Origin of the sequence: Neiella litorisoli (assembly GCF_014773395.1) — a bacterium.
Taxonomy (GTDB): Bacteria; Pseudomonadota; Gammaproteobacteria; order Enterobacterales; family Neiellaceae; genus Neiella; species Neiella litorisoli.
Window position 1 is genome coordinate 46,518 of the sequence record NZ_JACXAF010000013.1, and the last position, 25,014, is coordinate 71,531.

Sequence of the window (25,014 nt, forward strand, 5' to 3'; positions counted from 1 at the left end):
TGCGAATATTGTCGTTAAACTCAGTAAATACTCAAGACGCCGTAAAATCGTCCTTGATGGCTCAGCTGCCGCATCCCTGCGGCAGATGCTTTCAATTCACTGAGTCCAACGCCAATGATGCCTTTAGAGGCAGCGAATAACTCGCTGAGATGCTTCAGGCGGCATGGATGCCGCATGTAGAGCGCTCCACGGAAGGACTTGAGCGTCATCGAAGCGAGTTGTTCGTTGCCGAATCAATCGCCGCCGCTCAGTTTTTACGACTATCCGCTTGACTGGCAAAGAGGTAGCGAATGACTCGCTGAGGTGCTTCAGGCGGCATGGATGCCGCATGTAGAGCGCTCCACGGATGGACTTGAGCGTCACCGAAGCGAGTTGTTCGTTGCCGAATCAATCGCCGCCGCTCAGTTTTTACGACTATCCGCTTGACTGGCAAAGAGGCAGCGAATGACTCACAGAGGTGCTTCAGGCGGCATGGATGCCGCATGTAGAGCGCTCCACGGACGGATTTGAGCGTCACCGATGGGAGTTGTTCGTTGCCGAATCAATCGCCGCCGCTCGGTGATTACGTCTATCCGTTTGACTGGCAAAGAGGCAGCGAATGACTCACTGAGGTGCTTCAGGCGGCATGGATGCCGCATGTAGAGCGCTCCATGGATCGACTTGAGCGTCACCGACGGGAGTTATTCGTTGCCGAATCAACACACCATAAACAGCGCACAAAAAATAATCATAATTAGCGCGTGATCTCGGTTACACCTTTCTGTATAATCCGCCAGCCCTTATTTGCATGCTCCCACTTTTACCATTTTGCGGACAATGCGCTCGAAGGGGCGAAAAACCGCATCGGGGCTTCCTTGGAAGCTAGGTATGTAACTGATTTTATTGGGTTAAGATAAATGACAACTTTTACTGCTAAGCCAGAATCTGTCAAACGCGACTGGTATGTCGTGGATGCGGAAGGCAAAACTCTGGGCCGTTTGGCAACTGAGATTGCTTTGCGCCTGCGCGGCAAGCACAAGCCTGAATACACTCCACACGTTGATACTGGTGATTACATCGTTGTTATCAACTGTGAAAAAGTAGCTGTTACCGGCCGTAAAGCCGAAAACAAGATGTACTACCGTCACACCGGTTTCCCTGGTGGTATTCGTGAAATCAACTTCGAGAAGCTGATTGCACGTAAGCCAGAAATGGTAATCGAGAAAGCTGTGAAAGGTATGTTGCCAAAAGGCCCTCTGGGCCGCGCAATGTTCCGCAAGCTGAAAGTGTACGCGGGTGCTGAGCATCAACACGCTGCTCAACAACCTAAAGTACTGGACATCTAAGGTAGAGGAACAGGCAAATGGCTGATAATCAATATTATGGTACTGGTCGTCGCAAGAGCTCTACTGCTCGCGTATTCGTTAAACCAGGTACTGGCAACATCACAGTAAACAAGCGTACTTTGGAAGAGTACTTCGGTCGTGAAACGGCTCGCATGGTTGTTAAGCAACCTCTTGAGTTGACTGAACTGACTGAAAAACTGGACCTGTACATCACCGTCGTTGGTGGTGGTATCAGCGGTCAAGCTGGTGCAATCCGTCACGGTATCACTCGCGCTCTGATGGAGTACGATGAAACCTTGCGTCCTGCACTGCGCGCAGCTGGCTACGTGACTCGTGACGCTCGTCGCGTTGAACGTAAGAAAGTTGGTCTGCACAAAGCACGTAAGAAGCCACAATTCTCAAAACGTTAAGTTTTGCTGCATTTTGGTTCGAAAAAACCCAGCAACTGCTGGGTTTTTTTTTGCCTTCTGTGGCAAGACCAGTTTGTGTTTCGCGCCCCGATTTTTTATCATTGGCGCGGTTTTATACATTAGTGTTGATCAAGGTCTGGTTTTACCCTGCCGTTATCTGATTCGACACTTCATAACAATAATTCAATTACGGAGCCCTGACGGGAGACCCTTGCATGAGCAATGCGCCTGTTGATTCTGGCCGCCGTCGATTTTTGACTGCGACCACGGCTGTGGTTGGAGGTGCTGGCTGTGCTTTCGCCGCTGTGCCTTTCATCGCATCCTGGAACCCAAGTGCGAAAGCCAAAGCGGCTGGTGCACCGGTGGAAGTGGATATTAGTAAACTCGAACCTGGCCAATTAATTCGTGTCGATTGGCGCGGCCAGCCAGTTTGGGTTGTTAATCGTACCCAAGCGGCATTGGACGAACTGAAAGCTGTTGAAGATCAGCTCAAAGATCCTGCGTCTGATGAGCCTCAGCAACCTGAGTTCGCAAAAAACCAATACCGCTCGTTGAAGCCTGAGATTCTGGTTGCGGTCGGTTTGTGTACTCACCTTGGTTGTTCACCAACTTATCTGCCTGATACTTTCGGTGAGCAGGTCTCTGGCGTGAAGTCAGGGTTCTTCTGCCCATGTCATGGTTCAAAATTCGATATGGCCGGACGCGTGTTCCAAAACGTTCCAGCTGGCCTGAACCTGGTGATCCCACCGTACACCTTTGTTGATGACACCACTATTTTGGTCGGTGTTGAAGAAGGAGCCGCGTGATGAAAGGTTTGATGGACTGGATTGAAGCTCGTCTTCCATTTATGGAAGCGATGAACAAACACGTTATCCAATACCCAGCACCGAAGAACTTCAACTTCTGGTACTTCTTTGGCTCTTTGGCCATGCTGGTGTTGGTCAATCAGATCGTCACTGGTATCTGGCTGACCATGAACTACGTCCCTTCTGGCGAAGGTGCGTTTGCCTCGATCGAATACATCATGCGTGATGTCGATTACGGCTGGCTACTGCGCTATATGCACTCGACCGGTGCTTCAGCGTTCTTCGTGGTGGTTTACCTGCACATGTTCCGTGGCATGATGTACGGCTCCTATCAAAAGCCGCGCGAACTGCTGTGGCTGTTCGGCATGCTGATCTTCTTGGTGCTAATGGCCGAAGCCTTCATGGGCTACCTGTTGCCATGGGGCCAGATGTCATTCTGGGGTGCTCAGGTCATTATTTCGCTGTTCGGTGCCATTCCTTGGATTGGTGACGATTTGACCCTGTGGATCCGTGGTGACTACGTGATCTCAGGCGCGACCCTGAACCGCTTCTTTGCGCTGCACGTGATTGCCTTGCCGCTAGTTCTTGTGGTGTTGGTATTCCTGCACATTTTGGCATTGCATGAAGTGGGCTCAAACAACCCTGAAGGTATCGATATTAAGAAGCCGAAAGGCTCGGTACCAGAAGGCGAGAAAAGCCCATTCAAGTTCCACGCGCGCTATGACAAATACGACATCGTTGATGCCGTGCCTTTTCATCCGTACTACACGGTGAAAGACATTATGGGCGTCGCGGGCTTCTTGATTCTGTTCTGCTATGTGATTTTCTTTGCGCCAGAGATGGGCGGCTACTTCTTGGAGAAGCCAAACTTCGAAGCGGCTAACCCACTGAAGACGCCTGAGCACATTGCGCCGGTTTGGTATTTCACTTCGTTCTACGCCATTCTGCGGGCGATCCCTCACAAATTGATGGGGGTTGTCGGTATGGGCGCGGCAATCGTAGTGCTGTTCCTGCTGCCTTGGCTCGACCGCTGTAAAGTGAAGTCGGTTAAGTACCGCAGCATTTGGCACAAGTTGAACCTGACTCAGTTTGTTATCTGCTTCATCATTCTCGGTATTCTGGGTGCGATTCCAGCGACTCCGGGCCGCACTTTGTTGGCTCAGATCACCACCTTTGGTTACTTCGCATTCTTCGCCCTGCTGTGGTTCTACAGTAAAAACGAGAAATGTAAGCCTGTACCTGAGAGGATCAGCAAATGAAAACATGGTTGTTAATTTTGTCACTGCTGGTTCCTTCTGCTGCTTTCGCAGCTGGTGGTAGCAGTGTGCCGTTGGATGACGCCAACATTGACCTGACTGACAATGCGTCACTGCAACGCGGTGCCAAGTTGTTCATGAACTACTGCTTTGGCTGTCATAGCACCCAATACCAGCGTTATGAGCGTGTTGCTACTGACATCGGTATTCCATTGGATTTGATGCAGGAAAACCTGATCTTCACCGGTGCCAAAATCGGTGAGTTGATGGAAAATTCAGTCGATGATGAGCAAGCGGCGAAGTGGTTTGGTGCCACTCCTCCTGACTTGACGTTAGTGGCCCGCGTTCGTGGTGTCGATTGGATTTACACCTACCTGCGCACTTTCTACGTTGATGAAACGCGTCCGTTTGGGGTCAACAATGTGGTGTTCCCAAGCGTCGGTATGCCGCATGTTCTGGAAGAACTGCAAGGTATTCCAACCAAGAAATATGAAACCCGTTTGATTGACGGCGAAGAGAAGCTGGTCTTTACCGGTGAAATCGAAGTCGACGGTTCGGGTGAAATGAGTACTGATGAATATGATCAGGCGGTGCGTGATATCACCAACTTCCTAGCATATTCAGCAGAGCCGATTGCGCTGGAACGTCAGCGTTTAGGTTACTGGGTACTTGGTTTCTTGTTCATCTTGCTAATCCTTTCTTACTTCTTGAAGAAGGAATTCTGGCGAGACGTGCATTAATCCCAATGCACTAATTTTTGCTAGCAAGGGGCCGGCGGCCCCTTTGCTGTTTTCAGTTTTCGTTTAATGACTTGGAGGAACGCATGGCTGTAGCTGCCAACAAACGTTCTGTTATGACCCTGTTCTCTGCGATGGATGACTTGTATAGCCATCAGGTTCGCATTGTTCTGGCGGAAAAAGGTGTCACCTTTGAAGCCACTTATGTTGATGCTGAGCACCCGTCTGAGGAACTTGCTGAGGTCAACCCATATGGTAGCGTTCCAACTCTGGTCGACCGTGACTTAGTACTTTATCGCGCACAAATCATCACCGAATACCTCGATGAGCGTTTTCCTCATCCGCCATTGATGCCGGTTTATCCAGTGGCTCGTGGCCGTAGCCGTTTGATGATGTACCGCATTGAAAAAGACTGGTACGGCTTGGTTGAAAAGATTTTCAACAATGATGATGCTGAAAATGCCCGTCGCGAATTGCGTGAAGGCTTGTTGGCCATTGCGCCAATCTTCACTGAAACACCATACTTCATGAGTGAAGAGTTCAGCCTGACCGACTGCTTCTTGGCACCGCTATTGTGGCGTTTGCCAGTTCTTGGCATTGAGCTAAGCGGCCGTGGTAGCAAAGAATTGAAAGCTTACATGAACCGCTTGTTCGAGCGTGATTCATTCAAAGCTTCACTGACTGAAGTTGAGCGCGAAATTCACGCTTTTTAAGCGCGATAATCGTCAGCAGGAGATGTTATGACCCCGAGTCGTCCCTATTTGCTCAGAGCCTTCTACGAATGGTTGGTTGATAATGATTTAACCCCTCATTTGGTGGTGGATGCCGAGCAGCCGGATGTTGAAGTGCCGCGGCAATTCGTCCAGAACGGCCAGATCGTGTTGAATATTGCTCCTGCTGCGGTGTCTCAGCTGCAAATGACCAATGACGTGGTGTCATGCTCGGCTCGCTTTGGTGGCAAGCCGGAGTTGCTCTATGTACCAATGTGGGCGGTGAAAGCGATTTACGCCCGCGAAAATGGTGCTGGCACCGTGTTTGAAGCTGAACCGGGTTATCGTGAGATGCTCAGTCAGTTAGACAGTGCCGATGAAACCGCGCAACCTGCCGCAGAGCGTGATTTACCAAGCGACAATGGTGACGACGACAAGCCGACGCCGCCATCTGGCTCGAGGCCAACACTTCGAGTGGTTAAATAAGGTTTCAGTCAGGCAATAAAAAACCGAGCGATATGCTCGGTTTTTTATTGCAAGTTTGGGCGGCTATTGGCGAGCCGTTTCTTCTGGCACAAATTCAAATACTCGGACTACTTCGCTGACGCCGCCGACATTGCGGACAATCTCGGTAGCAATGTTGGCTTCTGAGCGCGTCACGACCCCCATCAAGAACACTTTGCCATCTTCTGTGATGATCTTCAGTCGCGCGAATTCCGTGTTTTCATCAGCCAATAGTGCGCTGCGAACTTTTGTCGATAGCCAGCTGTCGCTTGAGCGAGTAGTCAGCGATATCGGCTCTCGGATCTCAAGTTCGTTATGAAGTTTGGCCGAATCGACTTGCGAAGCGCTGATCCGCTTTACTTCATCCATCAAATAGCTGCTTGGCACTTGGCCAACCAGTAAAACAGTGCCGTTGACGGCAAATACCCGGATCCGCGACTGCTTGTTGAGGCCTTCGCTTTCGGAAAAGGCGCTGGAGAGTTCAAATTCCAGCTTGGTATCTTCCACCTGAGTGGTGACGGGGCGCCGATCATGCAGCATGGTAGCTGTACCTGCTGCACCGGCAACGATGACCCCAGCGCAGCCCTGCACCAAGGCTAAACTGGCAACTGCCGCTAAACCTAAATACCAGCGAGCCACAATTTAGTCCTCAATGTTGGGGAACAGGGTGTTGTCGATCAAATCACACAGACAGTGAATGACCAGCAAGTGCACTTCTTGAATACGGGCGGTGCGATCCGATGGAACTCGAACTTCAACATCGTTCTGACTCAGCAGACCGGCCATTTCACCGCCGTCTTTACCGGTCAGTGCGACGATTTTCATATCTCGGCTAACCGCCGCTTCCATCGCTTTGATGACATTGCGGGAATTACCGCTGGTTGAGATTGCCAACAGAATATCGCCCGGTTGCCCCAGTGCGCGAACTTGCTTGGAAAACACTTCATCGTAGCTGTAGTCATTGGCAATGGAAGTGACGGTGGAGCTATCGGTGGTCAACGCCATCGCAGGCAAGCCAGGGCGTTCTTTTTCAAATCGATTGAGCAGCTCAGAAGAAAAATGTTGAGCATCGCCAGCGGAGCCGCCATTGCCGCAAGATAAAATCTTGTTGCCGTTGAGCAGCGCTTGGCTCATGTTAAAAGCGGCCGCCTGAATGGCATCGGGTAGCGCTTCTGCAGCAGCTATTTTGGTTTGGATGCTTTCAGTAAAACTGGCTTTAATTCGGTCTAACATGGGTTCCTCTCGAACTAGAATGCGTTTTTTAGCCAGGAGATGCGTTGTTCGCTTCCCTGGCCGTCAACAGCGAGCAGATCAAATCGGCACGCTGTTTGGTGTTCTTTCAATTGCTGTGTTTGCAGGTAGTACTGGGCGGTGCGCCGAAGGCGACTAATTTGCGCTTGGCTGAGGGCATACTCGGCACCACCAAAGTCTTTCTGGCTGCGATACTTTACTTCGACAAACACTAGGGTGTCTTGTTCCTTCATGATCAAGTCTATTTCCCAGTGGCCTTTGCGAAAGTGCCGCGTCACCAGCGATAGACCTTGAGCCGTCAGATAGTCGATGGCTAACTGCTCATAGTAATCGCCGGTGTGCTTCAAATCAGCTACTCACTGGCACTAGGCGCTGATCTTTATACTGGCTCCAAGGTAAGCTGACGCCTACTTCTCCTTGCTCGGAGACACTGAGATCACCAGTCCAACCCGATACGGTAAAGCCAGGCAACTGTCGCAGCGCTTGCAGTTGCGGAATTAATGACAGGGCATCATGACCCATCGCGAACAAGCGGATATCGCTGTATTGCCATTCAGGAGCAAGGGTTTCAACTGCTGCTTTTTGTTGACTCAATGACGGGCTGGTTAGCAGCGGAATATCGGCGACATAGATGCCATTAAATTCACTGCTCTGGCCATTGTGAGAGCGCGGTCCAGCATAAACATTGACCGGATCGGCAAATGGGCTGATGGTGACATCGACAAATGACTTGAGCAGACGCGCCTGTTGTGAGCTAGCAACAACGTAAATGGCATCAATATCGGCGCGGCTGCGCGGCTCTGATTCCAATTTGAGGCCTAGTACTCGCGCTAACTCAACTGCGCGCGCTTTCGAGTCAGTGATCCCCATTACTTGCTGAACTTGCTTCTGCATGTTCTTGGCATCTTGGATCGGCACTAGGGCAATATCTTGAGCATTATCCTGCTGTTGCCAGGTCTGCTCGAACGAGTGAGTGATTCGCTGGTAACTATTGCCGTTGGCCTGCAATAGCAACGGATGCTCGATACCTTGGTCGATAAAGAACTGCGCGGTGTTGCGGCCTTCAAGTTCTGGCGACAAGGCAAATGAACTGATCATCTGTGATTGCTGATCAGCATCCACTTGGTTTAACGCGAGGATCTGTACTGAGTTGTCGGCTAGCTCCAGCAATGTGCGGACATTGGACTTAAGCAGCGGGCCAATAATGATGGAATGGCCATCTTGTTGAATTTGTTGATATAGATCGGCAATGGTGTTGCGGCCACTATCGTAAAAATGCAGTTGAGTCGGACTTTCCAGATCATCCAACACGGCCTGTAACATGCCATTGCGCAGGGCATGGCCTTGCGCTTTGTAGGCACCGCTCAGTGGCAGGATAACGGCTACATCCGCTGGTTTCTGGTCGGTGGCGGTCATCGCCTCATTGAGATTGCTCGGCAAGGTCGCCGCGGCCGGATGTTTTGGATAGCGTTGTTGCCACTGTTGCAGCTGTGCCAGTACATGCTTCAGCTGGCCCTTGGTATTGAGGATCTGGTACAGCGACAACCAACCATCAAATGCCGGATCTATCGACTGGCCATTGAATCGAGCAGGCTGACTTTTTTCAACTTCGCCGAGTAGGTTCCAGATTTGTTGCTGCACTTTTTGCTGGCGTTCGGGCTCGACGTATGGGTAGCGTTTGACCGCTTGTTGCGCCGCGCCCCAATAGTCTTCATGGTACTGATGAATCGCCGTGGCTAAGGCGTAACGTTCGTCGTTGAGCTGGCCGTTAACCAACGGTTGGGCAATGGCTTTGTCATACGACTGTTCGGCACTGGCCATGTCACCCTGAGCCATTTTTACTTGCGCATCGAGCAACAACCAATGCTGTTGATTGGCAAGATTGGTGGGGTTCGTGGCGGCGAGTGTCGACGCCGCTAAATCGAGTCGGCCTGAACGTAAATACAGCCGAGTCGCATTTAATCGATATTCGCTGCGCTCTGGCTCTTTCGCTTGTTGGGCCAAATCTAACCATTGTTGCGGCGAAGCAATATTATTCAGATCAGCCTGCGATGGCTTGTCGTTGCTGGCACAGCTGAGGATGCCAAAGGCCATGATCACGACCATCAGCCAACGTGACACGAATGCGAAACGACGTTCTTGTGAATAGCGCACAAGATCTCCTTAAATGTGGGGGAGCGCGGTTTAGTGATGTATATTAACCGCTGATTCTGAACAAACAAAACCAATTCCATGAGCGGCACCCTTTATATAGTACCTACCCCAATCGGCAACCTCGGAGATATTAGCGCAAGAGCCCTTGAGGTGTTAGCTGCAGTTGACGTTATTGCTGCCGAAGACACGCGCCATACCCGTAAATTATTGAACCACTTTGGTATCGGCACCAAAGCGGTGTCGCTCCATGCGCACAATGAGAATCAGCGCTCGGCACAAATGCTCAGTTATTTGGACAATGGTCAATCGCTGGCGCTGGTATCCGATGCCGGTACGCCGCTGATCTCCGATCCCGGTTACCCGTTAGTGACGGCAGTACGTCAGGCTGGTTTCGAGGTGATTGCGCTCCCTGGCCCATGTGCCGCAATTACCGCGCTATCGGCAGCGGGCTTGGCTACCGACCGATTTTGTTTTGAGGGATTTCTACCGGCTAAAAAAGCTGGTCGTATCGAAGCTCTGCAAACGCTTGCGGCCGAATCACGCACCATGGTGTTTTATGAATCGCCGCGGCGAGTCTTGGATACCCTTGCCGCTATTGCTGAGGTATTCGGCGAGTCACGTCAGCTTGTGGTTGCCAAAGAGCTAACCAAGCGCTTTGAGACCTTTATCAGTGGCACTTCGGCGGAAGTGATTGCATGGTTTCAAGCCGAGCAGGAGCGCCAGCAAGGTGAAATGGTTGTGATGGTGGCAGGAGCGACGAAAGAGCAAGATCAGGGCTTTGAGCAAGCATTGCAATTGGCTAATAAACTGCAACCGTTAATGCCACCCAAGCAAGCTGCAGGTATTGCTGCAGATACCTTCGGCTGTAAGAAGAATGCGATCTACAAAGCGATGATGGCAGAGGAAGAATAACTGATTAGGAGCGCACTCGTTCAGGCCGCAAGCACAACCGATCAGTAGCTGGTCAATACTGAGCTTTGGCTGTCGCACATGTATTGGTGCGCTTGTTGAAAGGGCATTGCTTTCGCGTAAAGCCAGCCCTGCACCTCATCAATGTCTGTGCTACGCAAGAAATCTAATTGCTGTTGGGTTTCGACCCCCTCCGCGACGATCTGAAAACCGAGCTGTTTACATAACACCACAAGCTGCTCGTAAAGGCGTTGACCTTTCGGTTCGTCGGTAATATCAAGTAATGATTTATCGAACTTAATGGTTTGAATATTGGTTCGAGCCAGCATCGCGAGATTGGAGTAGCCAGTGCCAAAATCATCCATGGCGGTAGATATGTTGCTCTTATCTAAACGCTCAATCATTTTGTCCATTGCTGCTTGGTTACTAATGTAACTGCTTTCGATAATTTCGACTTCGACTTGCTCGGGAAATTGTTGCAAGGCTTTCTCTAGCTGTTCGACCGTTTGCTCATGCAAATCAATGGGATCAATGTTAAGACTGACTTTCGGGTGATAACCGGCAGCTGCCCATTTCTCAAGATCTTCACTGACTCGGTTGATCACCCACCAATCGATGATATTGAGCAGATTATGTTCCCGCAGAGTGGCTAAAAAGTAGGGGCCGACAATGTTGCCATTTGGCTTGCGCAACCGTACTAACGCCTCGAAGCCGGAAACTAATCCTGTGGCCAGTCCGATTTTCGGTTGGTAATGCAACTCCAGCTCACCGTGCTCTAAATCTTGCAATACTTGATTGAGCTCTGATTGGCGCATTTGGTTTTGTTGTTGTACTTCAATAAAACGATGTTCAAGGCTCTCGTCGAGTTTAGTGTTCACGGTTAAATTCGCGCGGAGCCTTTCAAGTTGATGATAAGTCGAGTTGTGGCGAATGCTGAGACGCACAAATGGGTAATAGATTGCGGTACTAATGGCAATCAGCACCATTTGAAAGAACACGGTACGAGCGCTTTGAGACATGAACCAAGCATCGAGCAGTACCGGTGTCACCCATGAGCGCTCGGTTTCGGTGAATGGTAACCACCCGGTTTGTAGCACATGGTATGCAATGTAGGCATTGACCATTGGCGCAAAGACAAAAGGCACTAAAAAGTAAATATTGAAGACTATGGGAATGCCGTAGATCAGCGTTTCATTGACGTTAAACATTGCCAGTGGAACCGACAACTTGGCGACATTTTTTTCATGAAATTGCTCGCGACATACCAAGCACGCCAAAATCAGTCCCCAAGTTGAGCCCGAGCCGCCGAGGTGGACAAAGGTCGACATAAAGGTATGCATCGGCATACCTGCGATCATGAGACTATTACTCAGCTCCATGCCATCGATCATGTTGACAATATGTTCACCATGAACCCCAGTCATCCAAGTTAATTGGCTGATAAAGATCCGTGTTAGGACCCTCGGAAACATCGATAGATCTTCATAGTGCGCGACCAGCAAGTAGCCCAGCATGCTGAACAGTTCTGCGATGTAAGGCATGATTGAACTGACCAGAATAAAAACCACAGCAAATGGCAATACCAGATTGATGTGCTTTTTGAGGAAATGGCTAATCCCTGAGCCTTTGACCAAATGCAGCCATTTCAGCTTAGCAATGAGGGCCAGTAAGTAGCTGGATAATGTTGGAATCAATATCGCGTAGCCAGAAAATCCTTCTGACCAAAACGCCAACGCATCCAGTTCGGCAGAGCGCTGGGTTGCATCAAACACAAAGCAACATAATGCCAATATAGGTGAAGCGACGGTGTTTAAGCCCAAATTTTTGGCTAAGTAAAAGCTCATCGAGCCGACAAGGGCTAAGGAAAACAAACCAAACAAGACAGTGTTGCAAGAACTGATTGCTGCGACAATTTGTGGCGACTCTGAGAACCAATCAAAGCGATGGGTATATTCAGACAGAACGGCTGACGACGCCATCAAAATGACAAAGGGAACCAACGCGATACAAGCTTCTCGAAGCGACAGAAAGAACGACAGCTGAGCAATGCTTTTATGGTTGTTTTGTAACATGGAGTCCCATTGATTTTGCAGCTTTTAGGTGTGGTTTGGTCTGCACATCATTGATGTGGGCAGTGTAGTCTAGGCAGTACCTTAGTTTCACTCTTTTAGTATGGAGTTGCGAGCTGACTCAAAACTGTCGCCGGCACCAAATGCCTATCAACTTTTGTGTTTCGTTAATACTTGGGTTGGCGCGACGATCGGTGTACACTGCGCGCCGGAGTCGGCCAGGCAATCGCTGCTCTGCTTTGCAGGGGGGAGGAAAGTCCGGGCTCCATAGGGCAGGGTGCCAGGTAACGCCTGGGGAGCGTAAGCTCACGACTAGTGCAACAGAGAGCAAACCGCCGATGGCTCGTAAGAGCACAGGTAAGGGTGAAAGGGTGCGGTAAGAGCGCACCGCGCGGCTGGCAACAGTTCGCGGCACGGTAAACTCCACCCGGAGCAAGGCCAAATAGGCCCCTGCGGACGCGGCCCGCGTTTGGGGGCGGGTAGGCTGCTTGAGCCAGCGGGCGACCGCTGGCCTAGACGAATGATTGTCCACGACAGAACCCGGCTTATGGCCGACTCCCACTTTTTATGAATCCCAGCTTTGTTACCCAAGGCTGGTTTTTTGTTTTTGGGGGACGAAGCGGACTCGATTGCCCACTCCACTCAAACAAACCAAGCGGCTTGTGGCCGACTCCCATTTTTTACGAATCCCAGCTTTGTTATCCAAGGCTGGTTTTTTGTTTTTGGGGGATGAAGCGCACTCGATTGCCCACTCCACTCAAACAAACCAAGCGGCTTATGGTCGACTCCAAACTCCTTTGAGTTCAGTAACTTGCAGCTATGCGAGGTTACTGTGATACAAAGTGTGCAACAAAATGAGCAGCGGAAGCTTAAACACACCTATCTGCGCAATGGCATTTATTATCTCTGTCTGCGTGTCCCTTCGATCGTAAGAGATTTCACAAAGCTCCCGCAGTTCATTCGCTTTAGCTTGCGGACACGCTCGCCCAAGCAAGCACGCCAAACCGTTCAAGAATGTTGTAGCTACAAAAAGTTTGTGGGATAGGGAAAACAGTGAGATAGCCATGGCGCGGCTGCGCCATGGTTGAGTCAAAGACTTAAGCGTGTTTGCCTTTTGGCAAAATAAGGTTCAAGACGATGGCAGTGATTGCCGCCAGCGCGATGCCGCGTAAGGTGAAGTCACCAAATTCGAAGAACATGCCGCCCAAACCAAATACCAAAGTGAGTGACACGATGGTCATGTTGCGTGGCAGGCTGATGTCATCACCCGCTTTCACCAGAGTGTTTAGACCAATTGCCGCAATAGCACCAAACAGTAAGGTCATGATGCCGCCCATTACAGGGACCGGAATAGAGCTCAGTAATGCGCCGCTCTTGCCGCAGAATGACAGTAAAATCGCGAACACAGCGGCCCAAATCATGATCACTGGGTTGAACGCTCGAGTTAGCGCAACAGCGCCGGTTACCTCTGAGTAGGTCGTGTTTGGCGGGCCACCGAACATTGCCGCTGCCGATGTCGCGACACCATCGCCCAATAAGGTGCGTTTTAGACCAGGTTTCTTCAAGAAGTCTTTACCGGCGACGTTGGAAATGGCCACCATGTCACCGATGTGCTCAACGGCTGGAGCAATAGCAATTGGTACGATGAACAAAATCGCTTCCCAATGAAACTCAGGAGCGGTGAAGTTTGGAATTGCCACCCAAGGCGCGGCGGCGACGCCATCAAAGCTAACCATGCCCATCAGCACCGCGATGATGTAACCCACCACTAGACCTGACAAAATTGGTACCAGTCGCAGTAACCCTTTGCCCAGAATTGAAACCAAAATGGTGACGATTAGTGCCGGCATCGACACCATGAGAGCCTGCTCAATACTAAACAGTTCAATGGCGCCATCGCCGGTGCGGCCCAGCGCCATGTGAACAGCGACGGGAGCGAGGTTGAGGCCAATGACCATAATTACCGGACCAACCACAATTGGCGGCAGAATACGGTGAATGATGTCATTGCCGCGCAGCGCAACCAAGCCACTGAGCAGCATGTAGAACACGCCCGCAGCCATCAGGCCTGACATGGTGGCGGCAATGCCCCAAGTGGCTACGCCGTGGGAGATTGCTGGAATAAAGGCAAACGATGAGGCCAGAAAAATCGGCACTGAACGCTTGGTAATAAAGTGGAATAACAAGGTACCGATACCGGCGGTGAACAATGCCACGTTGGGATCTAAGCCAGTTAGAATCGGCACCAGCACCAGTGCGCCGAAGGCGACAAAAAGCATTTGTGCGCCAATCAGAGCGGTGCGAACAGAGAAGGTTTGCATAGCGTTGTTGAGTCCTGCTGTGTGTTTTTAATTGAAATTATCGGGTGCCGAAGATCTTGTCGCCAGCATCGCCAAGGCCAGGAATGATGTAGCCTTTGTCATTTAAATGATCGTCAACTGATGCGACATAAATATCGATATCTGGGTGAGCCGCTTCTAGTTTGGCAATGCCTTCCGGCGCGGCGACGAGGAATAGTCCTTGAATGTGCTTACAGCCCTTTTGCTTGAGCAGATCAATGGTGGCAATCAGGGTACCGCCGGTGGCCAGCATAGGATCAACAATCAATGCGGTGCGCTCTTCGACATCACGAACGACTTTATCGAAATAGGCCACCGGCTCTAATGTTTCTTCATCTCGGTAGAGGCCAACCACGCTGATCTTGGCATTTGGCAGTAGGGTCTGAACGCCATCTAACATGCCTAAACCCGCCCGCAAAATCGGAACTAGGGTGATTTTTTTACCTTTGATGTTCTCAACTGCTAAAGGCGTACCTTGCCAACCTTTGATTTCAACCGTTTCAGTTTCGAGGTTACGAGTGGCTTCGTAAGTAAGCAGAGCACCGATTTCGCTGCATAATTCGCGAAATTGTTTGGTGCTGAGTCCTGCTTTTCGCATGAGTCCTAGTTTGTGTTGCACCAGTGGGTGCTTGATTTCAAAAACGGCCATGATGGAGTCCTGACATGATGAGGTAAAAAATGCGCGTAACAAATAGCATAGCGACAATTTGCCATTGTTGATGTTTGACAAGTCTCAGACAGGTCGACGATTTCCGTCGCCCTAGTGGCTGTCAACAAATCGCAACAGTCGATTAACGTGACAAAAAAAGCCAGTCGAGCGACTGGCTTTCAGTGAGCATCTTTATTAAAGCAGGGCCATTCTAAGCAACAATGTCATGACTTGGTACCAAATTTAGCTGCTGACCATAGATCGGCCGCAGTGCTGCCATTAGTTGCTGACGACTAACAGTGCCAACGAGTTGACCATTGCTCACCACTGGAAAGTGATGGGGTAAGTTCGGTGTCGCCGCTTGTGCTCGCTCTGCCATCGACAAGTTGGTCATCTGCAATGCGATACCCGCCGAGGTCACTGGGTACACCTTGTTTTTATCAACGCTGAGGTATTCGGCAAAATCAAGCAGGGACTCATCACTGTCAACCGTTTGCACCTCGCGCACCATGAGATCTTGTACTTGTTGCGTGAGCGAAGGCATGAAATCACTTGCCCACATGTCAGCTAGGGCGTCTTGTAGTGAAAAGAAGCCGACCAACTTGTGGTTTCTGTCGACGACCGGTGCACCACTAATATGGCAGGCGAGTAATTGATCGAGAGCATCTTGTACGGTCGCGCCAGCGCTCAAGGTTAGTGGCTTGCTGTCCATAATATCTTTAATTGTAAGGGTATCGTTTAGCATGTGTTTGTCCTCAGTAAGACATAAATCGGTGGTGGTTGCGGGTGAGGCGGCAGTTGTTATGGCCGCGGGTTTCGGTTGAAAGATGGTTTGATAGCTCAAGCCAACCAGAATGGCGCCACCAAACATATTGCCGAGCGTCACTGGGATCAGGTTGGCAGTGACAAAATGACTCCAAGTCAGTTCGCTGAACTGGCTGGCGGTCACTCCGGTTTGCAGCCAAAATTCGGCCGGAGCGAAGGTTTTGATGGCGATAGCGAGCGGCACCATGAACATGTTGGCAACACAGTGCTCAAAGCCACTGCTAACAAACATCGCCACAGGCAACATGATCAGCAGCGCTTTGGTAAGTATCTGACTGGTACTAAACGTCATCCAAATCGCCAGACACACCAACATGTTGCACAGCACGCCAAGTGAAAAAGCTTGAAGTGGGCTGTGATGCACTTTGTGCGCTGCCAATTGCAACGCATTCAGGCCCCACTGACCTTTGGCAAGCATGAACATGCCTGCGGCCATGACCAGCGCCATTAAGACTAGCGCGCCAAGTAAGTTGCCAAGGTAGACTTTGAGCCAATTCACTAGCATGGCTTTACTGCTGATTTGGCCGTTAGCACGGGCAATGGCAGACAATACCGAGCTGGTAAATAGCTCGGCACCACAGACCACGACCAGAATGAGACCAAGACTAAAGGCGACGCCGCCAGCCAATCGAGTGAGCCCCCAATTGCTGTGACTTCCTGTGGTCACGGTCAGATAGAACACAAATGCCAAGCCGATGAAAATGCCCGCCATCATTGCCAGCCCTATGGTTTCGCGGGTGCGTTTCTGTTGCTTGGCGAGCGTGTAGCCCTCTGCCACTGCGACCAGTTGGCGTGGATTAACAATGTCAGCAGTGCCAACGGTGTTAACAGTCATTGCTCCTCTCCAGTATGGTGGTCGATTGCGCCCTGTTGGGCTCGGTAAGTCGTTGTGTCGTGCATGGATACACCCCTTTGTTGGTTGTTGTGTGTTGACTGCGGTTAGATTAGGGTGGGGCGCTAATCCAAGTAAAATTGATAATTTGATTACGCTTAATCAAATAAATTGATATTAGCTTTGCTAAGCTAGCGCTCAGGCAAGTGGTTATTGTCATTACCGAGGTGCACGAACATGCGTTATTCGCTAAAGCAGTTGGCCGTTTTTGATGCGATTGCTCGATTTGAAAGTGTCAGTCTGGCTGCTGATAAGTTGGCACTCACTCAGTCGGCAACAAGTATGGCGTTGGCTCAATTAGAAAAAATGCTCGGCAGGCCTTTGTTTGAGCGGCAAGGGCGGCGGTTGGTTCTGACCAACTGGGGAAAGTGGCTTCGTCCCCGGGCTAAGCAATTGTTGTTTGATGCACAGCAAATTGAATTAGGCTTTTATGATCAGCAAATCATTAGTGGCGAGTTACGCTTAGCGGCCAGTCAAACGGCAGCTGAGCATTTAGTACCTGAGCTTATCAGTCATCTTGATAGTGCATTTCCAGAATTGCGGATTGAGTTTGACGAAATTAACAGCGGCCATGTTATTGATGGGGTTCGGAACTACAAATTTGATCTCGGCATTATCGAAGGCCGATGCGATGATACCCGTATCGACCAACAAATCTGGTGTCACGATCATCTGGTGATCGTTGCTTCCGCTCATCACCCGTATGCCAATAACGACAGCGTTAATCTGACGCAGTTAGAGCAGGCTCAATGGGTGTTGCGAGAGCAGGGCGCTGGCACCCGCGAGATTTTTGATAGCGCCCTCTATGGCCGAATTGATGACTTAGATGTTTGGCGCGAATATTCCCATGTGCCGGTGTTACGCCAACTGGTGGCCGATAGCTTGTATCTGAGCTGTTTGCCCTACTTGGATGTGATTAAGTTTGTTGAGCGCGGTGATTTAGTGGTGTTGAACACGCCGGATATTAAAATTGAGCGACCACTGTCTTTTATCTGGCGCGCTGACAGTATTGAAAATCCACTCCGTGATTGCATCAAACGCGAAGCGATCAAACTGGTCAAGCGCAATCAACGGGTCATGTAAATCAGCTATCAAACGCCTTGCTCATCATTATCAAGTCATTTGATGAATGGTAGATAATAAAAAAGCCAGTTGAGCGACTGGCTTTAGCTATTTCATCGGGATCAGCATCGAGCGCTGAATTACGCAACTTGGACTGGGATGTCCTTGCTGGTGCGAGCAATATTATTGTCTTGATCAAGATAAACCAGTGATGGTTTATGGCTGCCGGCTTCGGCATTGCTCATGCTGACATAAGCACAAATAATAATGCGGTCGCCGATGCTGGCTTTGTGAGCAGCGGCGCCATTCACAGAGATAATGCGCGAACCGCGCTCGCCGGCAATGGCGTAAGTGGTGAAGCGTTCACCGTTTTCGATGTTGTAAATCTGGATTTGTTCGTACTCGAGAATTCCGGCGGCGTCCAACATATCCTGATCAATGGCACATGATCCCTCATACTCCAGCTCGGCGTGAGTGACGCGGGCTTGGTGAAGTTTGCCTTTTAACATGATCGCTTGCATTGAGCTTCCCACTACTGACATATAGATTTAACACGGCCGTGGTAGTCCACGGACGGCGGAATATATAACAATTCGCTTATCCCTGCAAATCTACCACGCAGTTGTCAATGAGACGGGCTTTGCCTAAAAATGCTGCCATTAAAACAACCGCCTGACGAGAGTCTTTAGTTAACGGCGCGAGGCTGTCAGCGTCACAGATGTCGATGCTATCTGTTTTAAACCCATGTTCGTTTAATTGCTCAGAAGCTTCGGCAATCAACATTTCTGGATTTTTTTCACCGTTTTTCAGCTGTTGTTGAATGTCATTCATGACTTGCGCCAATTTAGGTGCCAGCTGGCGCTCAGCGGCTGTCAGGTAACCATTGCGTGAACTCATCGCTAAACCATCCGCTTCGCGAACCGTTGCCACGCCGACAATCTCGATGGGTAAACACAGATCGCGAGTCATGGCGCGGATCAGCGCCAATTGCTGAAAGTCTTTTTCACCAAAACAAGCCACGTCAGGCTGAACAATGTTGAATAGCATGGTGACCACGGTGGCGACACCGGTGAAGTGACCGGGTCGCATGGCACCTTCAAGGACATCGCCGATGCCGGGCACCGATACCTGCGATTGTTGCGCTAAACCTTTCGGGTACATGATGTCCGGCGTCGGGCAGAACACCAGATCGGTGCCGACTTCAGCCAATGCGCCGCAATCATCTTCCAGCGTACGTGGGTAGTTGTCTAAATCGGCGGCGTTATTAAACTGCATCGGATTGACAAAGATGCTGACGACCACCTTATCTGTGCGCTGCTGCGCTTGCTTGACTAACGTCAGATGGCCCTGATGAAGATTGCCCATGGTGGGCACAAAGCCCACGGTTAAACCTTGTTGCTTCCATTCGCGCACGGTGTCGCGGATCACCGCGATTTGTTCAGAAATGATCATTCGTCAAAGCTCTGCTCGGCCGCTGGGAACAGGCCTTGCTCCACTTCATCAATGTAGAGTTTGACCGCTTCTCGGATGTTGCCAGTGACTTCCAGATAGTTTTTCGAAAAGCTCGGCACGTAGCCTGCGGTGATCCCAAGCATATCTTGCATCACTAGAATTTGGCCGTCGGTGTCTTTACCGGCACCAATACCAATCACTGGAATCGTCAGAGAGCGGGCGACTCGCTTGGCCAATGGCGCAGGAATGCACTCAAGTACCAACAGCTGAATACCGGCTTTTTCAAGCTCCATGGCAGAGTTAATCAACTGACGTGCGGCAGCATCGCCACGACCCTGAATTTTAAAACCGCCAAAGACGTTGACCGATTGCGGTGTTAAGCCGAGGTGACCACAAACCGGGACGCCACGTTCGACTAGACCTTGAATGGTTTCACATAGCCATTCACCGCCTTCCATTTTCACCATGTTGGCGCCTGCACGCATCAACGCCGCGGCGTTTTCATAGCTTTGTTCCGGGGTCGCATAAGACATGAACGGCATGTCGGCAACGACCATGGTGCGTTCGGTTGACGAGGCAACACAGCGCGTGTGGTAAGCCACTTGTTCGACGGTGACCGGCAACGTGCTGGATTCGCCTTGTAGCACCATACCCAGCGAGTCACCAATGAGAATCAAATCAATGCCGCAGTCATCAAATAACTTGGCGAAGGAGGCATCGTAAGCGGTGAGCGTGGCAAATTTCTGGCCGTCCTGCTTCTTTTTCAGCAAGCTGGCAACGGAGACTTTTTTCATAACATAACCCTAGGGTTGGATACCCGCATTTGGCAGCCCGAACGGGGCGGGCTGGACGTCAACACGTCATTTAATAGTAGCGCTGCAAACCATTGCGCGGACAGTTGACCAACATGTCGCGCACCGCAGTGCCATCTGGCATGGTGACGTCAGAATCAATATCGAATAGAGGATAAAGGACAAATTCTCGTTCGCCCATATGGTAGTGCGGAATTGTCAGCCGCTCTGTCTGGATAGTTTGGTTTCCAAACAACAGAATATCCAGATCGATGACTCGTGGTCCCCAGCGCTCTTCTTTACGTTCGCGGCCCTGTTGTTGTTCAATTTCTTGCAGGGCATCGAGCAGGCTCTCTGGTGCTAGGCTGGTTTCTAGCTTAACCACGGCGTTAATGTAATCGGGTTGGTCGGCAGGCCCTAACGGCTTGCTACCATACATGGGGGACGCCTTGACAAAAGTGGTCTGTGGCAATGATTTCAATGCGTTAATCGCTTTGACCACTTGTGCCACTGGATTGTTGAGATTGGCTCCAACGCCAATGTAAGCAGCAACGGTTGCGGCTTGGCTCTGGCTTGTCATAGTTGCTCCGACGATTTTTTAAGAATCCGATTTAGGCGCAGCTGTTTTAGTTTGTGGTTTGCGGCGCGGTCGGCGACGACGGTTGCTTCGTTTGGGCCCAGATACATCACGCAACATGGCGCTGCGCTTGTCACCGGTTGAAGTTAAAAATCGTTGCCACCAGTTGGCTAACTCAACTAGCTCTCCGCCATAGACTTCGCTTCGCAACAACAAGAAATCAAAGCCTGCGCGGATCTTAGGATGAGTCGATAAGCGCTCTGCTCGCTTACCGCCGCGTTTGGGCAGGCGGAACTGCAAGGTCCAGATATCACGCGACATCAAGGTAAAGCGCTTCGGCACCGCCGTGCGTTGTTGCTGGCGATCCAGCGTCTCACTGGCGGCAACCTGAAAGGCATCTTGCTCGCTAAGCTCTGATTCGGTTCCCAACTCGCGAGCTTTGGCTTCAACCATCGGCCATAACAAAGCGGCATAAATGAACGCCGGAGTAACGCTTTGGTCACTGTTGACCCGTGAATCAGTGTTGCGCAACGCGCCGCGAATAAAGTCTAAATCTTGTTCGCTTGCTTCATTATTGAGAAATTCGCCCAATTCTGGGAACAACACATCGAACAGGCCGAACTCGCGCAGCATATCGAAATTCTGCTCGGCTTTACCGGCTAACAACAGCTTGCACATTTCATCAAACAGTCGCGCTGGCGGAATCGCGCCCAAGGTGTCGGCTAACTCGTAAATTGGCTCGGCTGTGGCAGGCTCAATGGTCATGTCGAGCTTGGTTGCAAAGCGAACGGCCCGTAACATGCGAACTGGGTCTTCGCGGTAGCGTGCGGCAGGATCGCCAATCATCTCAATGCGACGTTTGCTAATGGCATTGACGCCGTTGGCAAAATCCAAAATGCTGTAATCGGCGATGTTGTAATACAAGGCATTGATACTGAAGTCGCGACGCTCGGCATCTTCTTCAATGCTGCCATAGACGTTGTCGCGAACAATCATACCGCTGGCATCGCGCTTAGAAATATGACCGCCTTTTTCTTCATCGTGGTGGCCTCGCATGGTTGCTACTTCAATGATTTCGCGGCCAAACATGATGTGCGCCAAACGAAAGCGGCGACCAATCAAGCGGCAGTTGTGAAATAGTTTTTTGACTTCCTCGGGTTTGGCATCGGTGACAATATCAAAGTCTTTGGGCGACAGGCCGAGCAACAAATCGCGCACGCCGCCGCCAACCAAATAAGCTTGATAGCCCGATTTGTGCAGCCGATACATCACCTTAATGGCACTTGCTGAAATATCCTTGCGCGAAATGTTGTGTTCGGCACGAGGGATCACGGTGGCGTGAAGGCCCGATTGGTCGTCATTATCGCCCGTAGAGGTGCGCCGAAACAGATTAAGAACGCGGTTAAGTACCATGAATAAAGTGTTGTCCGAGGTTAAAAGAAGCGCAATTTTAGCAAACTGTTAGAAAAATAGAACGAAAAGCACAAAAACGTCAGTAAGTTCCCGTTTTTAGGTCAAAACTTGATTGTCTTGAGGCAGTTGTTGGCGATCCCATTGCTCAATCGCCCAATCAAGCTGGTCCGTAACCGATTCATGTTGCAAGGCCATTGGCGGCGCCAAGGCGAGATAATTCAGTGCTTGCCAAAGTTGCTGCTGAGGTTGTTGCCAGTCAATTGCTGGCGCGTGATTTTGTTTACTGAGTTTGTGGCCATGTTGATCCACTGCCAATGGCAAGTGCAGGTATTGCGGGGGGCTGTGGTCAAATTGGCGATACAGCTCCAGTTGGCTGCTGGTGGTTTCAAGTAGATCGACACCACGAACAATATGATTAATACCCTGATCAATATCATCCGCGACCACGGCGAGTTGGTAGGCAATTAAACCATCGCGTCGTTTAATCACGAAATCTTGAGCGGCAATACTGGTTTGTCTGCCGAGCCGCAAATCATCAAAGTGAGTGATCGCGTTATCGTAACGATAGCGCACTGCACAGTGCTCCCCAGGCAAATGGCGATTGCGGCAATAGCCATCGTAGATGCCGCCGACCGACTTGATTCGCTTACGAGTGCAGTCACAGAAGTAGGCTGCTTGTGTGCTTAGTAGCTCATTAATGATTTGTTGAAAATCGTCAAGGCGATGGCTTTGATAACGAACGGATTCGTCCCAGTGTAAGCCGAATGCTTCCAGAGCTCGGAGGATTTGGTCGCTGGCTCCTGCTACTTCTCGCGGTGGATCGATATCTTCAATACGAACCAGCCATTGGCCGCGATGGGCTTTGGCATCGAGATAGCTGCCGACCGCAGCAAGCAACGAACCAAAATGGAGAGGACCGGAAGGTGAGGGAGCAAAACGTCCGCGGTAGCCGGGCTGCCGCGGCGTTTGAGCAGATAAGATCATCGCAGAAGATGATCGGTTAATCGGGGAGGATTAGCCGACCAGTTGTTTCTCTTTGATTTCAGCCAGCGTTTTACAGTCGATGCATTGGTCGGCTGTAGGGCGAGCTTCTAGACGACGAATGCCAATTTCGATACCACAGGTATCACAGTAGCCAAATTCATCTTCTTCGATTTTCTGCAGCGTTTTCTCAATCTTTTTAATCAGCTTGCGCTCGCGGTCACGAGTACGCAGCTCAAGACTGAACTCTTCTTCCTGCGCAGCGCGATCGACTGGATCAGGGAAGTTAGCGGCTTCGTCTTGCATGTGCGACATGGTCCGGTCGACTTCTTCACGCAGTTGGTTACGCCAGGCTTCGAGAATTTTACGGAAATGAGCTTGCTGAGCTTCATTCATGTACTCTTCGTCCGCACCGGCTTGGTACGGCTTCACGCCAGCTAGTGCTAACACGCCCAGTGAACTGGCTTTTTTTGTTTCTGGCATGCTACATACCTCTTCAAATCCAACGATATCTCTGGACCCAACCAGAGCAGTAGGGCGCTATCTATAGCAGAATCGGGGCGCCGGGGCAATCGCATTTTATTAACATGCGGTGAAGGCCTCGACCCTGAAAAAAAATGCGCTCATAAAGTGACACATCGCCGATGCGCGGTGGCTAGCCACTTCACTGTACTATTCATTAACAGTCAGTTCACAACAGTGCCGAAAGGTAATACCAGATGGTTTGATATCGAACAAACATACTTGAATTTCTACCCCCGCTTGCGCCGCTTCGACCAGCAACTGCGCATATTTCGGATCGATGTGGCTGGCTGCCTGAACCGTTTCTATGCCGGTGTGCATCACGGCAAAGATTAATACCGCACGCTTGCCGGCGGTCACCATGGCCATTAGTTCTCGCAGATGTTTCTGACCTCGGCTGGTCACTGCGTCGGGAAAATAACCACAGCCATCGGCTTCAAGCAGGGTGCAGGATTTGATTTCAACATAGGCATCGGCTTGCTTCCCATCGCTGAGCAGAATATCAATGCGGCTCGACTCGCCATACTTAACCTCCCGCTGTAGCGTCTGATAGCCGTTTAGCGACGCAATCTGGCCTGCATTAATCGCCTTTGCAACTGCAGGGTTGGCTCGTTGGGTATTAATGCAAATAAAGTCGCCGCTGGTGGTTTCTGTTAATTCCCACGTATGGGCATATTTGCGCTTGGGATTGTCTGATGTGCTTAGCCAGATCCGATCGCCAGATTGACCACAATTCTTCATTGAGCCGGTGTTCGGGCAGTGGACCGTGATGGTGCTGCCGTCTTCGAGTGTGACGTCAGCAAGAAAACGCTTGTAGCGCTTGATCAGCGTGGCGGGAGTTAACTTCATGTTATTGCTCTTAATTTGAACCGGCTTGTAAGGGCCAGCGGCGCAGTTGGTGATAGTCACCCTGATGCGAGTGATACAGTCGAAAGTCGCTGACTGGCCAGCTCAATGGCGTCAGTGGCGGCTGCCAGTGCGCACCATGGCGATGGTGCCGAAATACCGTGACATGAGGAACAAACGATTGTTCGGGTAGTTTGATGGCGGCCGCTTCAGCTGCCGCTTTGACCGCCTCATAGAGTGTCAGTAGTGGCGCTTTTGCCACAGAGGGCGCGAGGTAACCAATCGCAGGTTTGGCAAACCAGCCAGTGCTGTCGAGCACTTGTTGCCAGCCTTCGGCCTTGATGGCATCGAGTTGCTGGCACAGCTCTTGTTCTGTGGCAGTGCAACAGTCGCCACAAAATGCCAGCGTCAGATGATAGTTGCTGGCAGCCACCGGTTGGCTGCCGACAGGCGCGTGTCGCGATTGCCATTGGCTAATTTGCTGTTGAACCGATTGCGGCACCGCAATGGCCACAAACAAGCGACGTGACATCA

Annotated in this window: 28 protein-coding genes and 1 other RNA gene; 11 read left to right on the top strand and 18 right to left on the bottom strand. The window is 50.7% G+C overall.

Annotated features, from left to right (window positions below; all coding sequences use genetic code 11):
- Nucleotides 1-20: 20 nt before the first annotated feature.
- Nucleotides 21-176, bottom strand: a complete 156-nt coding sequence (locus tag IC617_RS10775; protein ID WP_191145003.1) for a hypothetical protein — start codon at nucleotides 174-176, stop codon at nucleotides 21-23.
- A gap of 720 nt (nucleotides 177-896) precedes the next feature.
- On the opposite strand from IC617_RS10775, the gene rplM reads away from it, so the two are divergent.
- The 7 genes from rplM to IC617_RS10810 all read left to right on the top strand — a co-directional run bounded on the left by rplM (nucleotide 897) and on the right by IC617_RS10810 (nucleotide 5,730).
- The gene (gene rplM / locus IC617_RS10780) at nucleotides 897-1,325 is read left to right on the top strand and encodes a 50S ribosomal protein L13 (protein ID WP_087506294.1); all 429 of its coding nucleotides are present in this window, start codon (nucleotides 897-899) and stop codon (nucleotides 1,323-1,325) included.
- Nucleotides 1,326-1,342: 17 nt separating this feature from the next.
- On the top strand, nucleotides 1,343-1,735 hold the full coding sequence (gene rpsI / locus IC617_RS10785; RefSeq protein ID WP_087506295.1) for a 30S ribosomal protein S9: 393 nt from the start codon (nucleotides 1,343-1,345) through the stop codon (nucleotides 1,733-1,735).
- A 215-nt stretch (nucleotides 1,736-1,950) separates the two neighbouring features.
- Entirely contained in the window at nucleotides 1,951-2,541 is a 591-nt protein-coding gene (gene petA / locus IC617_RS10790) for a ubiquinol-cytochrome c reductase iron-sulfur subunit (protein ID WP_191145004.1), read from the top strand.
- Entirely contained in the window at nucleotides 2,541-3,800 is a 1,260-nt protein-coding gene (locus IC617_RS10795) for a cytochrome b (protein ID WP_191145005.1), read from the top strand. Before petA ends, IC617_RS10795 begins: the two co-directional genes overlap by 1 nt.
- Nucleotides 3,797-4,537: a cytochrome c1 gene (locus tag IC617_RS10800; RefSeq protein WP_191145006.1), complete on the top strand. Its 741-nt coding sequence runs from the start codon at nucleotides 3,797-3,799 to the stop codon at nucleotides 4,535-4,537. Before IC617_RS10795 ends, IC617_RS10800 begins: the two co-directional genes overlap by 4 nt.
- Before the next feature lie 83 nt (nucleotides 4,538-4,620).
- A complete protein-coding gene (sspA, locus tag IC617_RS10805; RefSeq protein ID WP_087506299.1) occupies nucleotides 4,621-5,247 on the top strand; it encodes a stringent starvation protein SspA in 627 nt (208 codons plus the stop codon).
- A gap of 27 nt (nucleotides 5,248-5,274) precedes the next feature.
- Nucleotides 5,275-5,730, top strand: coding sequence for a ClpXP protease specificity-enhancing factor (locus IC617_RS10810; protein ID WP_191145007.1), 456 nt, complete (start codon nucleotides 5,275-5,277; stop codon nucleotides 5,728-5,730).
- A gap of 63 nt (nucleotides 5,731-5,793) precedes the next feature.
- Here IC617_RS10810 and IC617_RS10815 read toward each other — a convergent pair whose 3' ends face one another.
- From IC617_RS10815 to IC617_RS10830, 4 genes are read right to left on the bottom strand one after another with little or no spacing between them, the layout of a single operon-like run.
- Nucleotides 5,794-6,387 (bottom strand): BON domain-containing protein, encoded by a 594-nt coding sequence (locus IC617_RS10815; RefSeq protein WP_191145008.1) that lies wholly within the window; start codon nucleotides 6,385-6,387, stop codon nucleotides 5,794-5,796.
- A gap of 3 nt (nucleotides 6,388-6,390) precedes the next feature.
- Complete coding sequence (locus tag IC617_RS10820; RefSeq protein ID WP_087506302.1) at nucleotides 6,391-6,981, bottom strand: phosphoheptose isomerase; 591 nt, start codon at nucleotides 6,979-6,981, stop codon at nucleotides 6,391-6,393.
- A gap of 14 nt (nucleotides 6,982-6,995) precedes the next feature.
- Nucleotides 6,996-7,346 (bottom strand): YraN family protein, encoded by a 351-nt coding sequence (locus IC617_RS10825; RefSeq protein WP_191145009.1) that lies wholly within the window; start codon nucleotides 7,344-7,346, stop codon nucleotides 6,996-6,998.
- Between the two features lies 1 nt (nucleotide 7,347).
- Nucleotides 7,348-9,153, bottom strand: coding sequence for a penicillin-binding protein activator (locus IC617_RS10830; RefSeq protein ID WP_191145010.1), 1,806 nt, complete (start codon nucleotides 9,151-9,153; stop codon nucleotides 7,348-7,350).
- Nucleotides 9,154-9,231: 78 nt separating this feature from the next.
- On the opposite strand from IC617_RS10830, the gene rsmI reads away from it, so the two are divergent.
- A complete protein-coding gene (gene rsmI / locus IC617_RS10835) occupies nucleotides 9,232-10,065 on the top strand; it encodes a 16S rRNA (cytidine(1402)-2'-O)-methyltransferase (RefSeq protein ID WP_191145011.1) in 834 nt (277 codons plus the stop codon).
- A 41-nt stretch (nucleotides 10,066-10,106) separates the two neighbouring features.
- Here the strand turns inward: rsmI and IC617_RS10840 are convergent, their stop codons facing one another.
- Nucleotides 10,107-12,134: an EAL domain-containing protein gene (locus IC617_RS10840; RefSeq protein WP_191145012.1), complete on the bottom strand. Its 2,028-nt coding sequence runs from the start codon at nucleotides 12,132-12,134 to the stop codon at nucleotides 10,107-10,109.
- Nucleotides 12,135-12,341: 207 nt separating this feature from the next.
- Between IC617_RS10840 and rnpB the strand changes: the two genes are divergently transcribed.
- Nucleotides 12,342-12,694: RNase P RNA component class A (rnpB, locus tag IC617_RS10845), an RNA gene on the top strand.
- A 281-nt stretch (nucleotides 12,695-12,975) separates the two neighbouring features.
- On the top strand, nucleotides 12,976-13,176 hold the full coding sequence (locus IC617_RS19075; protein WP_369410396.1) for a DUF6538 domain-containing protein: 201 nt from the start codon (nucleotides 12,976-12,978) through the stop codon (nucleotides 13,174-13,176).
- A gap of 52 nt (nucleotides 13,177-13,228) precedes the next feature.
- Here IC617_RS19075 and IC617_RS10850 read toward each other — a convergent pair whose 3' ends face one another.
- From IC617_RS10850 to focA, 3 genes are all read right to left on the bottom strand, one after another.
- A complete protein-coding gene (locus tag IC617_RS10850; protein ID WP_191145013.1) occupies nucleotides 13,229-14,452 on the bottom strand; it encodes a uracil-xanthine permease family protein in 1,224 nt (407 codons plus the stop codon).
- A 37-nt stretch (nucleotides 14,453-14,489) separates the two neighbouring features.
- Entirely contained in the window at nucleotides 14,490-15,119 is a 630-nt protein-coding gene (gene upp, locus IC617_RS10855; RefSeq protein ID WP_191145014.1) for a uracil phosphoribosyltransferase, read from the bottom strand.
- A 211-nt stretch (nucleotides 15,120-15,330) separates the two neighbouring features.
- Nucleotides 15,331-16,779 (bottom strand): formate transporter FocA, encoded by a 1,449-nt coding sequence (gene focA, locus IC617_RS10860; RefSeq protein ID WP_191145015.1) that lies wholly within the window; start codon nucleotides 16,777-16,779, stop codon nucleotides 15,331-15,333.
- Between the two features lie 234 nt (nucleotides 16,780-17,013).
- On the opposite strand from focA, the gene IC617_RS10865 reads away from it, so the two are divergent.
- Complete coding sequence (locus tag IC617_RS10865) at nucleotides 17,014-17,919, top strand: LysR substrate-binding domain-containing protein (protein WP_191145016.1); 906 nt, start codon at nucleotides 17,014-17,016, stop codon at nucleotides 17,917-17,919.
- A 119-nt stretch (nucleotides 17,920-18,038) separates the two neighbouring features.
- Here IC617_RS10865 and panD read toward each other — a convergent pair whose 3' ends face one another.
- From panD to thpR, 9 genes are all read right to left on the bottom strand, one after another.
- Complete coding sequence (panD, locus tag IC617_RS10870) at nucleotides 18,039-18,419, bottom strand: aspartate 1-decarboxylase (protein WP_191145017.1); 381 nt, start codon at nucleotides 18,417-18,419, stop codon at nucleotides 18,039-18,041.
- A 76-nt stretch (nucleotides 18,420-18,495) separates the two neighbouring features.
- Complete coding sequence (gene panC, locus IC617_RS10875) at nucleotides 18,496-19,350, bottom strand: pantoate--beta-alanine ligase (RefSeq protein WP_191145018.1); 855 nt, start codon at nucleotides 19,348-19,350, stop codon at nucleotides 18,496-18,498.
- Entirely contained in the window at nucleotides 19,347-20,144 is a 798-nt protein-coding gene (panB, locus tag IC617_RS10880) for a 3-methyl-2-oxobutanoate hydroxymethyltransferase (protein WP_191145019.1), read from the bottom strand. The genes panC and panB overlap by 4 nt, the downstream gene beginning before the upstream one ends.
- 70 nt (nucleotides 20,145-20,214) lie before the next feature.
- Nucleotides 20,215-20,721 (bottom strand): 2-amino-4-hydroxy-6-hydroxymethyldihydropteridine diphosphokinase, encoded by a 507-nt coding sequence (folK, locus tag IC617_RS10885; RefSeq protein WP_191145020.1) that lies wholly within the window; start codon nucleotides 20,719-20,721, stop codon nucleotides 20,215-20,217.
- A gap of 18 nt (nucleotides 20,722-20,739) precedes the next feature.
- Nucleotides 20,740-22,047 (bottom strand): polynucleotide adenylyltransferase PcnB, encoded by a 1,308-nt coding sequence (pcnB, locus tag IC617_RS10890; protein ID WP_191145100.1) that lies wholly within the window; start codon nucleotides 22,045-22,047, stop codon nucleotides 20,740-20,742.
- A 180-nt stretch (nucleotides 22,048-22,227) separates the two neighbouring features.
- Entirely contained in the window at nucleotides 22,228-23,115 is an 888-nt protein-coding gene (gene gluQRS, locus IC617_RS10895) for a tRNA glutamyl-Q(34) synthetase GluQRS (RefSeq protein WP_191145021.1), read from the bottom strand.
- 30 nt (nucleotides 23,116-23,145) lie between these two features.
- Nucleotides 23,146-23,595 carry an RNA polymerase-binding protein DksA gene (gene dksA, locus IC617_RS10900; protein WP_191145022.1) on the bottom strand — a complete coding sequence of 150 codons (450 nt, stop codon included), beginning with the start codon at nucleotides 23,593-23,595 and terminating at the stop codon, nucleotides 23,146-23,148.
- Between the two features lie 189 nt (nucleotides 23,596-23,784).
- The gene (sfsA, locus tag IC617_RS10905) at nucleotides 23,785-24,483 is read right to left on the bottom strand and encodes a DNA/RNA nuclease SfsA (protein WP_191145023.1); all 699 of its coding nucleotides are present in this window, start codon (nucleotides 24,481-24,483) and stop codon (nucleotides 23,785-23,787) included.
- Between the two features lie 10 nt (nucleotides 24,484-24,493).
- Nucleotides 24,494-25,012, bottom strand: coding sequence for an RNA 2',3'-cyclic phosphodiesterase (thpR, locus tag IC617_RS10910; RefSeq protein ID WP_191145024.1), 519 nt, complete (start codon nucleotides 25,010-25,012; stop codon nucleotides 24,494-24,496).
- Nucleotides 25,013-25,014 lie beyond the last annotated feature (2 nt).

Coding starts and splice junctions, on each gene's coding strand:
- gluQRS (WP_191145021.1), bottom strand. CDS start 23,115: ATGATCTTATCTGCTCAAACGCCGCGGCAGCCCGGCTACCGCGGACGT.
- IC617_RS10775 (WP_191145003.1), bottom strand. CDS start 176: ATGCGGCATCCATGCCGCCTGAAGCATCTCAGCGAGTTATTCGCTGCC.
- dksA (WP_191145022.1), bottom strand. CDS start 23,595: ATGCCAGAAACAAAAAAAGCCAGTTCACTGGGCGTGTTAGCACTAGCT.
- IC617_RS10800 (WP_191145006.1), top strand. CDS start 3,797: ATGAAAACATGGTTGTTAATTTTGTCACTGCTGGTTCCTTCTGCTGCT.
- IC617_RS10820 (WP_087506302.1), bottom strand. CDS start 6,981: ATGTTAGACCGAATTAAAGCCAGTTTTACTGAAAGCATCCAAACCAAA.
- sspA (WP_087506299.1), top strand. CDS start 4,621: ATGGCTGTAGCTGCCAACAAACGTTCTGTTATGACCCTGTTCTCTGCG.
- panD (WP_191145017.1), bottom strand. CDS start 18,419: ATGCAAGCGATCATGTTAAAAGGCAAACTTCACCAAGCCCGCGTCACT.
- folK (WP_191145020.1), bottom strand. CDS start 20,721: ATGACAAGCCAGAGCCAAGCCGCAACCGTTGCTGCTTACATTGGCGTT.
- IC617_RS10840 (WP_191145012.1), bottom strand. CDS start 12,134: ATGTTACAAAACAACCATAAAAGCATTGCTCAGCTGTCGTTCTTTCTG.
- IC617_RS10865 (WP_191145016.1), top strand. CDS start 17,014: ATGCGTTATTCGCTAAAGCAGTTGGCCGTTTTTGATGCGATTGCTCGA.
- sfsA (WP_191145023.1), bottom strand. CDS start 24,483: ATGAAGTTAACTCCCGCCACGCTGATCAAGCGCTACAAGCGTTTTCTT.
- rplM (WP_087506294.1), top strand. CDS start 897: ATGACAACTTTTACTGCTAAGCCAGAATCTGTCAAACGCGACTGGTAT.
- IC617_RS10810 (WP_191145007.1), top strand. CDS start 5,275: ATGACCCCGAGTCGTCCCTATTTGCTCAGAGCCTTCTACGAATGGTTG.
- upp (WP_191145014.1), bottom strand. CDS start 15,119: ATGGCCGTTTTTGAAATCAAGCACCCACTGGTGCAACACAAACTAGGA.
- focA (WP_191145015.1), bottom strand. CDS start 16,779: ATGACTGTTAACACCGTTGGCACTGCTGACATTGTTAATCCACGCCAA.
- rpsI (WP_087506295.1), top strand. CDS start 1,343: ATGGCTGATAATCAATATTATGGTACTGGTCGTCGCAAGAGCTCTACT.
- IC617_RS10850 (WP_191145013.1), bottom strand. CDS start 14,452: ATGCAAACCTTCTCTGTTCGCACCGCTCTGATTGGCGCACAAATGCTT.
- IC617_RS10795 (WP_191145005.1), top strand. CDS start 2,541: ATGAAAGGTTTGATGGACTGGATTGAAGCTCGTCTTCCATTTATGGAA.
- panC (WP_191145018.1), bottom strand. CDS start 19,350: ATGATCATTTCTGAACAAATCGCGGTGATCCGCGACACCGTGCGCGAA.
- petA (WP_191145004.1), top strand. CDS start 1,951: ATGAGCAATGCGCCTGTTGATTCTGGCCGCCGTCGATTTTTGACTGCG.
- thpR (WP_191145024.1), bottom strand. CDS start 25,012: ATGTCACGTCGCTTGTTTGTGGCCATTGCGGTGCCGCAATCGGTTCAA.
- rsmI (WP_191145011.1), top strand. CDS start 9,232: ATGAGCGGCACCCTTTATATAGTACCTACCCCAATCGGCAACCTCGGA.
- panB (WP_191145019.1), bottom strand. CDS start 20,144: ATGAAAAAAGTCTCCGTTGCCAGCTTGCTGAAAAAGAAGCAGGACGGC.